The following is a 13,316-nucleotide window of genomic DNA, read 5'->3' as shown; positions in this document are numbered from 1 at the left end:
GGGCGGGAGATCAGCTCGGCGCTCGGCGCGAGCTCGCACACCTTGCCCAGGTACATCACCATGATCCGGTCGCTGACGTTCTTCACCACGGCCAGGTCGTGGGCGATGAACACGAGCGTGAGCCGGTAGCGGTCCTTGAGGTCCTCCAGCAGGCCGAGGATCTGCGCCTGCACGGAGACGTCCAGCGCCGACACGGGCTCGTCGCAGATCACCACCTCGGGATCGAGGATCAGCGCCCTGGCGATGGAGATGCGCTGGCACTGCCCGCCGGAGAACTCGTGCGGCCGGCGTACCGCCGCCGCCTCCGGATCCAGGCCGACCGCCTCCAGGACCTCGTCCACCCGGTCGCCGGGCAGGTCCCACACGCGGGGGCCCTCCCCGACGATCTCGCGGACGCGGCGGCGCGGGTTCAGGGAGGAGATGGGGTCCTGGAAGATCATCTGGAGGCGGCGCCGGGTCCTGCGCAGGGCCTCGCCGCGCAGGGCGGTCAGCTCCAGCCCGTCGAGCCGGACGGAGCCGGAGCGCGGCGGCGGGAGCTGGACCAGCGCCCTGGCGGCACTCGACTTGCCGCAGCCGGACTCGCCGACGATCCCGAGCGTCTCGCCCCGCGCCAGGTCGAAGCTCACGCCGGAGACCGCCCGTACGGTGCGGCCGCGCCCGGCGGGGAACTCCACGACCAGATCCTCCACCCGCAGCAGCACCTCGTCACGGGGACGCAGGTGCGCGTTTCCGCTACCGGCCACCGCTGTCCGCCCTTTCCTTGAGAACCTCCGCGTGGTCGCGCGGGTACCAGCAGGCGTAGGAGCCGGTCAGCGGCGGCGCCTCGCGCGCGCACCGGTCCCGCGCGTACGGGCAGCGCGGCTGGAAGGCGCATCCCCGCGGCAGGTCCACCAGGTCGGGCGGCCGGCCGGGGATGACGCGCAGCCGGTGGTGCACGGGGTCCGTCAGCCGGGGCGCGGCCTGCAGCAGCGCCTCGGTGTACGGCATCCGCGGCCGGGCGAACACCTCCGCCGCGGGCCCCCGCTCCACGACCTTGCCCGCGTACATCACGATCACCTCGTCCGCCCACCGGGCCACCACCGACAGGTCGTGGCTGACCAGCACCACCGCCATGTCGCGCTCCTCGCGCAGCCGGTGCAGCAGCCGCAGCACCTGGTCCTGGATGGTGACGTCGAGCGCGGTCGTCGGCTCGTCGGCGAACAGCACGTCGGGCCCGCACGACAGCGCCATCGCGATCGTCACCCGCTGCCGCATGCCGCCGGACAGCTGGTGCGGGTGGCGGCGCAGCGTGCGCTCGGGGTCGGGGATGCCGACGGAGGCCAGCAGCCGCACGGCCTCGGCGCGGGCCTGCCGGCGGTTCATGCCGAGGTGCACCCGCAGCGGCTCGGTCACCTGGGTGCCGATCGTGCGTACGGGGTTGAGCGCCGTCATCGGGTCCTGGAACACGGTCCCGAGCCGCGGCCCGAGCACCGAGCGCATCCGGGCGGGGCTGTACCCGGTGAGGTCGTCGCCCGACAGGTAGACGTGCCCGCCCCTGACGGAGGAGCCGGGCAGCAGGCCCAGGATCGAGCGGATCAGCATCGACTTGCCGGAGCCCGACTCGCCCACGATGGCCAGCGTCCTACCGCGCCGCAGCGTGAAGGAGACGCCGTCCACGGCCTTGACGACGCCGCGCGGCGTGACGAAGTGCGTCCGCAGGTCCTCCGCCTGCAGCAGGCAGTCGGCGCGGACCTCGTGCTCGGCGGACGGCAGCGGGGCGGCGGCCGCCTGGCGCACCGGCTCCAGGCCGCTCTCCCGCACGTCCGTCAGCGACCTGAGCCGGTCGCCCACCAGGTTGAACGAGAGCACCGTCAGGAACATCACCACCGAGGGCGCCAGCACCACGTGCGGCGCGCTCTCCAGGAGCGTGCGGCCCTCGTTGATCAGCCCGCCCCAGGTGGGGGTCGGCGCCTGCACGGACAGGCCCAGGAAGGCCAGGCTGCCCTCGGCGACCACGACCACGGCCATCCCGATGAACGCGTACGACGCCGCCGGCACCGCCACGTTCGGCACGATCTCCCGCCACAGGATGCGCCGGTCGCGGGTGCCGAGCACGCGGGCGGCCAGCACGAACTCGCGGTCGGCGTAGGTCAGCGTGGCTCCCCTGATGAGCCTGACCCAGGACGGCACGCCCAGCACGCCGAGGACGATGAGCACGTTGCGCAGGTTTGCCCCGGCGAAGGCCACCACGGCCAGCGCGAACACCAGCGCGGGGAAGGCCTGCGCCACGTCGTTGACCGCCATGATGACCGCGTCGGTGGCGCGGCGGCGGTAGCCGGCCAGGATGCCGAGCGGCGCGCCGATGCCCAGGCCGAGCAGCACGGCCCCGACGCCCACGCCGAGCGAGACGCGGGCGCCGTGCACGACCCTGCTGAGCACGTCGCGGCCGAGGCCGTCGGTGCCGAACGGGTGCGCGGCGCTGGGCCCCGAGCGCGGCGGCCCGGCCAGCGTCTCGTCGTAGCGGGCCAGCGGCAGCACGTCGGCCAGGACGGCGGCCAGCAGCACCAGCCCGATCCAGCCGGCGGAGGCCCAGAAACCCCACCCCAACCGGCTACGCACGCCGGATCCTGGGATCGACGGCGGCGTACACCAGGTCCACCGCGAAGTTGACCGCCACGTAGCCGACCGAGATCAGCACGACGCCTCCCTGCACCGTCAGGTAGTCGCGGGAAAAGATGGAGTCGACGATGAGCCGCCCGACGCCGGGCAGTCCGAAGAGAGTCTCGATGATCACCGTGCCGCCGATGAGCGCGCCCAGGTTGAGCCCGACCGCGGTGACCAGGGAGATGGCGGACGGGCGCAGCGCGTGCCGCCACAGGATGCGGCGCGGCGACAGGCCGCGGGCGCGGGCCAGCGTGATGTAGTCCTCCTGGAGGGTGGCGATCAGATCCGTACGCAACAGCCGCGCGTAGACGGCGAGCTGGCCGCAGCCGAGCGTGATCGCCGGCAGGATCACCGAGGTCAGGTTCCAGCCCAGGTCGAGCGAGATGGGGGTCCAGCCGGTCGCCGGCACGACCTGCCAGGTGACGGCGAAAACCAGGATCAGCAGCACGCCGAGCACGAAGACCGGGGTCGACAGCAGGGCGAAGCTGAGCGCGGTGAGCGCCTGGTCCAGGGCCCGGCCGGCGCGGCGGGCGGCGGCCACGCCCACGGGGATGGCCAGGCCCAGCGCGATGATCTGCGCCGCGACCAGCAGCTCCAGGGTGACGGGCAGCCGCTCGGCCAGCTCGCTCGCGACGGGCATCCGGGTGATGTACGACTCGCCGAAGTCCCCGGTGACGAGCCCGCCGAGCCACCCCAGATAGCGCACCAGCAGCGGCTGGTCCAGCCCGAGGTCCTGGCGGACCTGCGCGCGGGCCTCCTCGGTCGCCGACAGGCCCAGGATCTGCGTGACCGGGTCGCCGGGCAGCAGGTTGAGCAGCGCGTACGAGAGGAAGGTCACGACGAGCAGGACCACGAGGAGCCGGACCAGCCGGTGGACGACGATCACTGCGCGTCGACCCAGAGCTGCGCGAACGGGTGGTAGGGGATGGGCGACCCGGTGAGCGGCAGGCCCTTCTCGCCGTCGGGCAGCCGGTGCTCGCCGATGCCGTGCACCTTCGTCCGGGCCACGATGGAACCGGTGTTCAGGTGGTCGATGAACACGTACGGCACCAGCTCGCGCAGCCGCTGCTGCACGGTCGCGTACGCCTTCTTGCGCGCGGCCTCGTCCGGGTCGGTGCGGCCGACGTCGAAGGCGTCGCTGAGCTGCTTGTCCTTGAACCGGGTGAAGTTGAGCGACACCTTGCCGACGGGCTGGGAGTAGGCCTGGTGCATCCAGATGTACTCGCCGTCGGGGTCGGGGGCGGAGAACTGGGTCCACACGGTGGCCGCGAAGTTGCCGGTGACGGCGCGGTTGATCAGGTCGGCCTGGTCCGCCTGCTTGATCGTGACGTCGATGCCGGCCTTGCGCCACATGTCCTGGGCCAGCTCGATGCCCTGCATGGTGTTCGGGTCGGGCGTGGAGATCATCTCGAAGCGGATCGGGCCCTTCTCGGCCTCCACCTCCTTGACCAGCGCCGCGGCCTTGTCCAGGTCGTACGCGGGGTAGTCGCCGCCTTCGGCGTACCACTTGGAGTCCTTCGACCACGGGCCGTCGGCCGGCTCGGTCAGCCCGCCGCGCAGGGTCGAGATGACGGTCTCGCGGTCGGTGGCGTGGGCGAGCGCCTTGCGGACCCGGAGGTCGTCGAGCGGGGCCACGGTGGTGTTGAGCATGAACATGTACTCGGCCACGGCCATGCCCTCCGACCGGTGGACCGTGTACGCGTCCTGCTGGGCGCCGTACTTGGTGAGGTCCTCGTCGCGGGAGGTGCCCATGGCGTCGATGCCGCCGGCGTCGAGCGTCTGGGCGCGGGTCTGGCTGTCGGGCAGGATGCGGAACTCGATCTCGTCGAGGTAGGGGAGCCCCTGCCGCCAGTAGCGCGGGTTGCGCGTGACGACCATGCGGTTGTCCGGCACGTACTCCTTGAACAGGAACGGCCCGGTGCCCACCGGCTTGAGACTGGCCGCCTTGGGGTCCTTGAGCGAGGCGGGCGGCACGATCATGCCGACCTGCGCGTCCAGGTAGTAGGGGAAGGCCACCCACGGCTGCTTGAGCTCGACCTTGACCGTCATGGGGTCCACCAGCTCGATCGCCTTGACCGGCGCCAGCACCGCGGCGTTGAGCGGCGAGGCCTTCTGCGCCTCCAGGTTGGCCCTGACGACGTCACCGGTCAGGCCGATGCCGTCGGAGAACGAGATCCCCTCCCTGATCTTGATCGTCCACTCGTCGTGTCGCTCGTTGGGGGTGAGCGACTCGGCCAGGTTCGGTTTCCAGCCGCCGTTCGCGTCCACGGCCGTCAGGGTCTCGATGATCGTGCCCGCCATGCTGTAGCTCTGCCCCGCGAACTGGTCGGTGACGGGGTTGAACCCGTTGGCGTCCGCGCTCAGCCCGTACACCAGGCGCCCGCCCTGGACGGGGCCGGACGCGCCCGCCTGCGGGGCGGCGACGGGCCGCTGCCCGCTGCACGCCAGCATCACCGCCGCTGCCAGCATCAACGTGGCCGGCGTTCTCCAGCGTTTCATCCACGCCTCCTCCCGGTCAGCCCCCCGAGAGCAATTTCACCGATAGTACTATCGGTGAAATTCCGCACAAGAGCCGCGGGAGAATCGTTACGGGAGGGGAGGGCATCGATGACGAGCACGCCGCTCAGCAGGAGCGCGGCGAAAGACCTGACCCGTCGCAAGCTGATCAGGGCCGCGCTCGCGATCCTCGACGAGGAGGGAGAGGCCGGCCTGACGACCGTCAAGGTCGCCAAGGCCGCCGGCATCGCGCAGTCGAGCTTCTACGTGCACTTCAAGGACATGCAGGAACTGCTGCGGGTGCTCGCCGAGGAGGGCGGCCGGCGGCTGCGCCACTCCATGCGCGAGGCGCGCCGGGCCGCCCGCGAGGCCCCCGGCGACCTCGAACGCCACCGCGACACCTTCCGCATCCCCCTGGAGGCCGTCTGCCGCCACCCCGAGCTGCTCCGCATCCAGCTGCGGGCCCGGCACGACCCGTCGTCCTCGCTGCGCGACTTCGCCAAGGAGACCGCCGCCGCCTACCGCGAGCACCACGCCGCCGACCTGGCCGCCCTCGGCTACACCGCCGACGACGAGCACGGCAGGCGGCGGCTGGAGATGATCGCCGACGGGATCAACGCGGCCACCAACGCCCTCGCCATCGGCCACCTGGAGGGCCGCTACCCCGACCTCGACGAGGCGGCCGACATCCTGGTGGCCCTGTCGCGGGGCGCGCTGCGGCTGCTCAGGTCCGGCTCGGGCCGCGACGAAGGCCCGCGACCTCCGGGGCCCGACGGCCCGGAGCGGCACGATCAGCTCTGAGCCCTGCGCGATCAGGGCTCAGTGCACGGCGGGTGGCTGAGGCTCATAGCCCGGCGGGCGATCAGGGCTCAGAGCCCGGCGGCGAGCGCGGCGGCCGCCGCGTGGTCGAGCCTCCCGTCCACCACCGCCGTGACGACGCGCATGGTCAGCGTGTCCTCGACGGTCAGCGGCCGGTCCCACGCCAGCGCCTGGCCCACCCCCGGATACTCCTCGACGCGCACGAACCAGGGGTCGTCGCCGTCCTGCGCGAACACCAGTGTCCAGTCCCGGCCGGCCGGGTCGGTGCCGGACATGGCGATCCAGCGGTCCCGGCTGCCGTGCACCGCCCGCTCGTCCCCCGGGAGGGTCGTCCTCGCGGTCGAGCTGCCGGGCGCGCGCCAGAAGAAACCGCCGTAGCCGGCGCCCGCGCGGCCCTTGGTGGCCGAGCTGTTGATCTCCAGCGGGGCTCCGGTGAGGTTGGTGAGGGTGAACGCGAAGTCCAGGGCCCAGGCGCCCCGGAGCGGCCGTACGGTGACCGTGCGCTCCTCGCGGGCCATCAGCCTGCCGCCGGGCCCGATCCACTCCAGCTGCTCGACGAAACCGCCGTCGTGCAGCCGGGAGAACGCCACGTGCCGCTGGACGCCGTGATCGTCGAGCCAGGTGGGCCCCTGGTCCCTGACGTAGGTGCGGCCGCCCCAGAAGTTCGCCCCGCCCAGGTCCGCGATGGCCACGCCGGCGCCGAGGTGGTGGACGTGGTCCTCGGGCCTGACCTCGGTGACCTCGACGCCGCCCAGCGTACGCACCCGGTGCAGGTAGGGGCGGGGCGAGTCGGTCGCCGGCAGGTCGGGCCGCGTCTCGTAGCGGGCCACCGCGCGGTCGCCGGCCAGCAGCTCCACCCGGGTCCATGGCACGTCCAGCTCGGAGTAGAGCGCCAGCCGCTCGGCGCTGCGGGCGGTGAGGCCGGCGATGCCCGGCAGGACCCGGCGCACGACCCCGCCCCCGCCGTCCCGCTCGACCTCCTGGTGCCGCTCGGCGATCGGCAGCGGCTCGGGCGCCAGCCGCACCGCGTCCAGCACCTGCGTGAACCTGTCCGTACGGGCCAGCGGGACCAGCAGCGGGGTGCCCGTGCGCACGTGGTCGAGCAGGTTCTCCAGCAGGTCGGCGCGGTCGTACACGGTGGTCGTGACCGACCCGTCCGGCAGCTCGACCTTGACGCTGTCCTGGGTGTAGACGAGCGTGGCCCGGCCCGCGTCGCCGTGCACCACCAGGTACGGCTCGTGCCGCTCAGGCGCGCACAACGACACCGCGACGGTGAGCACGAGGCCGTCGTCCAGGCGGATCCGCACGCACGACGTGTCGTCCGACTCGATCGCGTTGGCGCGGTAGAGCTCGGTCTCGATCTCCGCGATCGGGCCGTCCGCCAGGGCCAGGGCGGTGGCCACGGCGTGCGCGAACGGGTTCGTGAGCGCGCCGTCCACCACGTCGACGCCGTCCAGCCGGCGCCTGCCCGACCAGGCCGAGCGGGTGAAGTAGGAGACGGGACGCTCCCAGGCGCCCGCGCCGCCGATGCCGCGCACCCGCCCGAGGCCGCCGCTCGCGATCAGGTGGCGCAGCGCCGGGATCGCCGCGGAGCCGAGCGACTGGAAGCCGACCTGGCAGGCCAGCCCCGTCTCCGCGACGGCCGCGGCGATCCTCCGGTGCGCCTCGGGCGTCGCCGCCGGCGGCTTCTCCAGCAGCACGTGCGAGCCCGCGTGCAGCGCGGTCACCGCGAGGTCGGCGTGGGTGTGGATCGGCGTGCAGATGATCGTGATCTCCGCGCCGGTCTTCGCGATCAGCTCGCGCAGGTCGGACGACTGCAGGGGCGCGCCGAAGCCCACCTCGACCGGGCGCACGTCGCAGATTCCGGCCAGCTCGGCCACGCCGGAGTCCGACAGCAGGTGCAGCCGGCGCAGATGGTGGCGGCCGTGCCCGTGGGCTCCGGCCAGCACGATTCTCGCCGGGGCCATCAGAGTCTCCCGAGGGGACCGTCGCCTTGAGGCGACGGGGGATTCGGGAGCGGGAGGGCCGCCAAGGCCCGAGCGTGCCCTGACCTGTCAGGTCTGCGCATCACGGATGTCCTTCCTGGTTCGTCGGCGCCAACCGGTATCGTGGTGTTGTCGTTACCGATCGTGCCGCCTACGCCAAGGCGGGCGTGAGCGTCCGCTACGGCGACCAGTCGGCCGAGCTGAAACACGCCCGTGCCGACGACCCGGACGGGCAGGCGCGTAGGTCGTTCGCCTCCCAGCAGGCCACCCTGCGACGGCTCGACAAGGCGTTCGTCGCGTTCTTCAAGCGGGTCGGCGAGGGGCGCGCGCCGGGCTTCCCGCGTTTCAAAGGGCGCGGCCGGTTCGACACGGTCGAGTGGCCCAAGGACGGCGACGGCTGCCGGTGGGACTCCCGGTCCGGCCACTCCACCGCGACCTACGTGCGGCTCCAAGGGGTCGGGCACGTCCGCGTCCACCAGCACCGGCCCGTACGCGGCCAGGTGAAGACGATCAGTGTCAAACGCGAGGGCTCCCGCTGGTTCGTGGTCCTGTCGTGCGACGACGTGCCCGCCGAACCGCTGCCCGCCACCGGCGCGGTCGCGGGTATCGACATGGGCGTGGCCTCGCTCGTCACCACCTCCGACGGTGGCCGGGTGGCCAACTCCCGCCACCTGGCCGCCACCGCCGGCCGCCTGGCCGACGCCCAGCGCGACCTCGCCCGCAGGAAACGAGGCTCCCAGCGGCGGCGCAAGGCGGTGGCCCGCGCCGCCGCGCTGCACGCCAAGGTGCGCAGGCAACGTTTGGACGGCGCGCACAAGGCCGCGCTCGCCCTGGTCCGCACCTATGACGTGATCGTGCACGAGGACCCGCGGATCACGAACATGACCCGCTCGGCGTCCGGCACGATCGAGCAGCCCGGCCGCAACGTCGCCGCCGAGTCCGGCCTCAACCGGAGCATCCTGGACGCGGGCTGGGGGGTGTTCCTGACGATCCTCGCGCACAAGGCTGAAAGCGCCGGTCGCACGCTGATCGCGGTGAACCCCGACGGCACCTCCCGCACCTGTGCCCGCTGCGGGCACTGCGCGAAGGAGAATCGCGTCACCCAGGCCGATTCCGCCTGTACGGCGTGCGGGCATGCCGCCCACGCCGACGTGAACGCGGCGGTCAACATCCTCGGGGCAGGGCTTGCCCTTCGCCAGGCTGCGGAAGCGGCTTAGCGAGAAGCCGCTCCCTTCAGGGAGCGGAGGAGTCACCACGACCACCTCAACCCGAGCCCGGCGTGGGCGCCCGAGCGGAGCACGCCGCCGCAGACCTCCACCGGGTACGGCTCGTCCAGCAGCCCCAGGGCGGCGAACGAGGCGTCCTCCACGTCCTCCACCATGGCGGGCAGCGGCAGGGCCAGCGCGAGCTGCCCCGACATCTCGCTCAGCAGGTGCGGGTAGACCGGCACGTCGTACGTCCTGGCCAGCTCCACGACGCGCAGGAACGGCGTGATCCCGCCGACCCGCGCCACGTTCGGCTGGACGACGTCGCACGCGCCGGCCGCCAGCAGGTCGCGGAAACCGTACGCGGTGTAGACGTTCTCGCCGACGGCGACCGGCACGTCGGTGGAGCGGCGCAGCTCCACGTGCGCGGCCACGTCGTCGGCGGGCAGCGGCTCCTCGATCCAGTGCAGGTCGAACTCGCGGAGCGCGGCGAGGGCCCGCCGCGCCCGATGGAGGTCCCACCGCTGGTTGGCGTCGATCATCAGCAGCCGGTCGGGGCCGATCACCTCGCGGACCGCGGCCACCCGCGCCACGTCCTCGGCCAGGTCGGGGCGGCCCACCTTGATCTTGACGCCCCGGTAGCCGGCCGCCACCCAGCGGCGGGCCTGCGCGACCAGCTCCTCCAGGGGATAGTGCAGGTTGACGCCGCTGCCGTAGACCGGGACCTCGTCGCGCCGCCGCCCGAGCACGCCGGCCAGGTCGCGTTCGCCGCAGCGCAGGTCCCACAGCGCCAGGTCGACGCCGGCCAGCGCGACGGTGGTGATCCCGCCGGGGCCCGCCTCCCGCAGGTGCCGCCAGAGCCGGTCCCACACCACCTCGGGATGCGGGTCGAGGCCGATCAGCGCCTCGCGCAGGTCGTGGTCGAGCAGCGCCTTGACGGCGTGCGCGCCGATCTGCGGCGTCCACGAGAAGCCGCTGCCGGTGCGCCCGTCCGCCAGCGTGACGCGGGTGACGACCACGTGGTTGGCCGGCACGTCCGCGCCCCAGGGACGGGGCAGCGGGACGCTGCGCAGCTCGGTACGCAGCTCGGTGACGGTCATGACGCCGCCAGCTCGAGACCGGTCTTGATCAGCGCCTCCAGCTCCTCCAGATGCTCGTCGGTGACGTCCACCAGCGGCGGGCGGACGCCGCCCACGTCCAGGCCGCGCAGCCGGACGCCGGCCTTGACCAGGGAGACCGGGTAGCCGGGGACCTTGCCCCGCAGCCGTACGAGGGGGGCGTAGAACTCCGTCAGCAGCCGTTCGTCGCCGTTCAGGTAGGCCTTGGCGATCTCCGGCGCGAACGCGAACACTGCGCTGGAGTAGAGCTCCACGCCGATGCCCCGGTAGGCGGGCATGGTCAGCTCGGCCGTCGGCAGCCCGTTGAAGAACAGGAAGCCGGGGAACCTCTCGCGCACGGCCAGCACGGTCCGCTGCATCCTGTCGATGTCGCCCAGGCCGTCCTTGAGCCCGATCACGCCGGGGACGCCGGCCAGCTCGACCACGGTGTCGGGCTCCAGCGCGACCGTTCCGCGCTGGTAGATGATCACGGGCAGCTCGGAGGCGATCGCCGACACGTACGCGGTGTAGCCGTGCCCCGGCCCCTGCGCCAGGTACGGCGGCATGAGCAGCAGCCCGTCCGCGCCCGCCTCCTTGGCGGCCCGTGCCTGGTTCAGCGCCGCGCCGAGCGGGCCGCCCGCGCCCGCGAACACCGGCACCCGGCCGCCCACGGCCTCGGCCGCCACCCGCACCGCGCGGGCGTGCTCGGCCTCCGACAGGGCGGAGAACTCGCCGGTGCCGCAGGCCACGAAGACAGCGCCCGGGCCGTGCTCCATGCGCTGGGAAATGTGCTCGGCCAGCACCTCCTCGGCGAGCCCGCCACCGGCGTCGAACGGGGTCACGGGGAAGAACAGCACACCGCTGAGTTTCATGGAACTTCCTTGAGTTCGGTGCGCCAGCTCCGCTTCGGCTGCCAGCCGAGCAGGCGCTCTGCCTTGGTGGTCGAGAAGGCGGGGGAGGTGCCGGTGAGCCCGGCCGCGAGCTGCTCGGTGCCGGGCACGACCTGGGGGAGCAGCTCGGCCAGCGGTTTCCTGGCCAGCGCGTCGGCGGCGCCGGCGAAGAAGACCTCGCCGTTCGGCAGCTCCGGCAGGGCCTGGGAGAGCACGGCGATCATGTCGGCGGCGTCGCGGGAGTCGATGTAGTTGAACAGGGAGACGCCGGCGAGGTCCGGCCGGTCCAGCCGCTCCTTGACGGTGTGCCCGGACTGGGTCGGCGCGCCCGCCCACTCCTCGGGCGGGATGACGAAGCACGGCCGGACCGCGGCCATCCTGGTCGTCCCGGCCACGGCGAACGCCTTCATCGTCTGTTCGGCCGCCACCTTGGACAGGTTGTACGCGTTCCACGGCCGCACGGGGTGTTCCTCGTCGATCGGCAGGTACGCCGGCGCCCAGCCGCCGGGGGCGCCGTACCCGAGCACGGTGGGGCTGCTGGCCACGACCACGCCGGCCACGCCGAGCGCCACGGACGCCTCGCAGACGTTGAACGCCAGCTGGGTGTTGACCTTGAAGATCACCGACTCCGGGCGGCTGAACGGGGTGGCGATCGCGGCCAGATGGATCACCGTCTCCGGCCGGAACCTGGCGATCGTCTCGAACGCCTCTCCCGTGTCGGTGAGGTCGGCGGGTAAGGTGGCGGCGGCCTCACCTGGGGTTCCTGGGGCGCGGTCCACGCCGATGACCTCGTGCCCGGCCGTCGCGAGCGTTCTGACCACGCTGCGGCCGAGGCGTCCTGCGCTTCCGGTGACGAGGACTCTGCTCACCGTGAGGGGCTCCTTCAAGACTGCAAACAGTTGCACTAAACCTTTGTGTCAGGAAGGGCAGGGCGTCAAGAGGTGATTTCATGACTGGCGGTCTAGCTGGGGATTCACGGCTGCTTTGGTTGCGGGATGGTACAGCAAGCGCTTTCATCCGCCCCAGGGCCTCTGCAAGCGGTTGCGTTAGGGTGTGCGATTGTGACTGTGACGATTCGTGATGTGGCCCGGGCCTCCGGTGTGCATGTATCGACCGTGTCGCGGACGTTCTCCGCGCCGCACATGGTGAACGCCGCCACCCGCACCAGGGTGCTGACCGTGGCCGAGGAGCTCGGATACCGGCCCAACCGGGCAGCCAGGGCGCTCACGACCGGGCGCACCCACAATCTCGGCCTGATCGTGGCCGACATCGCCAACCCGTTCTTCCCGCCGCTGATCAAGGCCGCCCACGCGGCCGCCAGGCAGCGCGACTACCACCTGTTCGTGGCCGACACCGACGAGGAGCCGGCCGCCGAGGAGGAGCTGGTGCAGGCGTTCTCCAAGCAGGTGGACGGCGTGGTGCTGTGCAGCCCGCGCTCGTCCAACAAGGCGCTGGAGCGGCTGGCCGAGCGGGTGCCGTTCGTGGTGATCAACCGGCGGCTGCGGGGGGCCGCCACCGTGCTGATGGACGTCGGCCACGGCGCCAGGCTGGCCGTCGAGCATCTGGCCGGGTTCGGGCACCGCCGGGTGGCGCTGGTGTCGGGTCCTGCCGGATCGTGGACGAGCGCGGAGATCCGCGCCGCCGCCGAGCAGGTGCCGGGTGTGGAGCTCGCCGTCATCGGCCCCAACGCGCCCACCGAGCGGGGCGGTTTCGCCGCCGCGGGCCGGGTGCGCGACGCGGGGGTGACCGGCGTGCTGGCCTACAACGACCTGGTGGCGATCGGGCTCATCGAGGGCCTCGGTGATCTGGGGCTGAGCGTTCCCGAGGACGTGAGCGTCGTGGGGATCGACGATATCGTTCCAGGGCGGCTGAACCGTCCCAAACTCACCACGGTCGCCATGCCCACCGCCGCGGCGGGGCGGCTCGCGGTCGATCTGCTCATCCAGGAGGTGAGCGCCACCACCTCGTTGGAGACCCGACTGGTCGTCAGGGACTCCACGGCCGCTCCGCGCTAGCGGAGTGCTGCAAACGGTTGTACTAAACGAGGGCCAAATTCATCTGACTTCTTTCGAGGGCAACCTGTTCAGCAGGGCAAACGCGCCAACGATATATCGGTAACGGCTAGGTAACGCCTGCAAAGGGTTGACGCATCTTTCCTGCCAGCTATAGGAAAGCGCTATC

The 13,316-nt window shown here is 72.3% G+C and carries 10 protein-coding genes and 1 pseudogene; 3 read left to right on the top strand and 8 right to left on the bottom strand.

All coding sequences use genetic code 11. From position 1 onward, the window contains the following. From E1292_RS11015 to E1292_RS11000, 4 genes are all read right to left on the bottom strand, one after another. Positions 1-743, bottom strand: a 743-nt coding sequence (locus tag E1292_RS11015; protein ID WP_132594680.1) for an ATP-binding cassette domain-containing protein, incomplete at its 3' end; no start/stop codon positions are given. Continuing rightward, on the bottom strand, positions 733-2,598 hold the full coding sequence (locus tag E1292_RS53605; RefSeq protein ID WP_132594678.1) for a dipeptide/oligopeptide/nickel ABC transporter permease/ATP-binding protein: 1,866 nt from the start codon (positions 2,596-2,598) through the stop codon (positions 733-735). The genes E1292_RS53605 and E1292_RS11015, both read right to left, overlap by 11 nt. Then, the gene (locus tag E1292_RS11005; RefSeq protein WP_132594676.1) at positions 2,591-3,529 is read right to left on the bottom strand and encodes an ABC transporter permease; all 939 of its coding nucleotides are present in this window, start codon (positions 3,527-3,529) and stop codon (positions 2,591-2,593) included. The genes E1292_RS53605 and E1292_RS11005 overlap by 8 nt, the downstream gene beginning before the upstream one ends. Beyond that, complete coding sequence (locus E1292_RS11000; RefSeq protein ID WP_132594674.1) at positions 3,526-5,142, bottom strand: ABC transporter substrate-binding protein; 1,617 nt, start codon at positions 5,140-5,142, stop codon at positions 3,526-3,528. The genes E1292_RS11005 and E1292_RS11000 overlap by 4 nt, the downstream gene beginning before the upstream one ends. 108 nt (positions 5,143-5,250) lie before the next feature. Here E1292_RS11000 and E1292_RS10995 point away from each other — a divergent pair, with 108 nt between their 5' ends. Then, the gene (locus E1292_RS10995) at positions 5,251-5,940 is read left to right on the top strand and encodes a TetR family transcriptional regulator (RefSeq protein ID WP_132594672.1); all 690 of its coding nucleotides are present in this window, start codon (positions 5,251-5,253) and stop codon (positions 5,938-5,940) included. A gap of 68 nt (positions 5,941-6,008) precedes the next feature. On the opposite strand, the gene E1292_RS54845 is transcribed toward E1292_RS10995, so the two are convergent. Then, positions 6,009-7,925: a DUF6807 family protein gene (locus tag E1292_RS54845; protein ID WP_132594670.1), complete on the bottom strand. Its 1,917-nt coding sequence runs from the start codon at positions 7,923-7,925 to the stop codon at positions 6,009-6,011. Positions 7,926-8,107: 182 nt separating this feature from the next. Between E1292_RS54845 and E1292_RS10985 the strand changes: the two are divergent. Then, a pseudogene (locus tag E1292_RS10985) lies at positions 8,108-9,160 on the top strand (RNA-guided endonuclease InsQ/TnpB family protein); the annotation flags it as partial. Between the two features lie 32 nt (positions 9,161-9,192). Here the strand turns inward: E1292_RS10985 and E1292_RS10980 are convergent. Genes E1292_RS10980 through E1292_RS10970 form a run of 3 tightly spaced genes read right to left on the bottom strand, consistent with a single transcriptional unit; the run spans position 9,193 to position 12,004 of the window. Further along, positions 9,193-10,248, bottom strand: coding sequence for a mandelate racemase/muconate lactonizing enzyme family protein (locus E1292_RS10980; RefSeq protein WP_132594668.1), 1,056 nt, complete (start codon positions 10,246-10,248; stop codon positions 9,193-9,195). Then, a complete protein-coding gene (locus tag E1292_RS10975; RefSeq protein WP_132594666.1) occupies positions 10,245-11,117 on the bottom strand; it encodes a 5-dehydro-4-deoxyglucarate dehydratase in 873 nt (290 codons plus the stop codon). Before E1292_RS10975 ends, E1292_RS10980 begins: the two co-directional genes overlap by 4 nt. Continuing rightward, positions 11,114-12,004, bottom strand: coding sequence for an NAD-dependent epimerase/dehydratase family protein (locus E1292_RS10970; protein ID WP_132594664.1), 891 nt, complete (start codon positions 12,002-12,004; stop codon positions 11,114-11,116). The genes E1292_RS10975 and E1292_RS10970 overlap by 4 nt, the downstream gene beginning before the upstream one ends. A 192-nt stretch (positions 12,005-12,196) precedes the next feature. Between E1292_RS10970 and E1292_RS10965 the strand changes: the two genes are divergently transcribed. Then, complete coding sequence (locus tag E1292_RS10965; RefSeq protein WP_132594662.1) at positions 12,197-13,150, top strand: LacI family DNA-binding transcriptional regulator; 954 nt, start codon at positions 12,197-12,199, stop codon at positions 13,148-13,150. The last annotated feature ends 166 nt before the right edge of the window (positions 13,151-13,316 follow it).

Source organism: Nonomuraea deserti, assembly GCF_004348685.1.
GTDB lineage: Bacteria > Actinomycetota > Actinomycetes > Streptosporangiales > Streptosporangiaceae > Nonomuraea > Nonomuraea deserti.
This window is presented reverse-complemented; position numbering and strand designations above follow the sequence as displayed.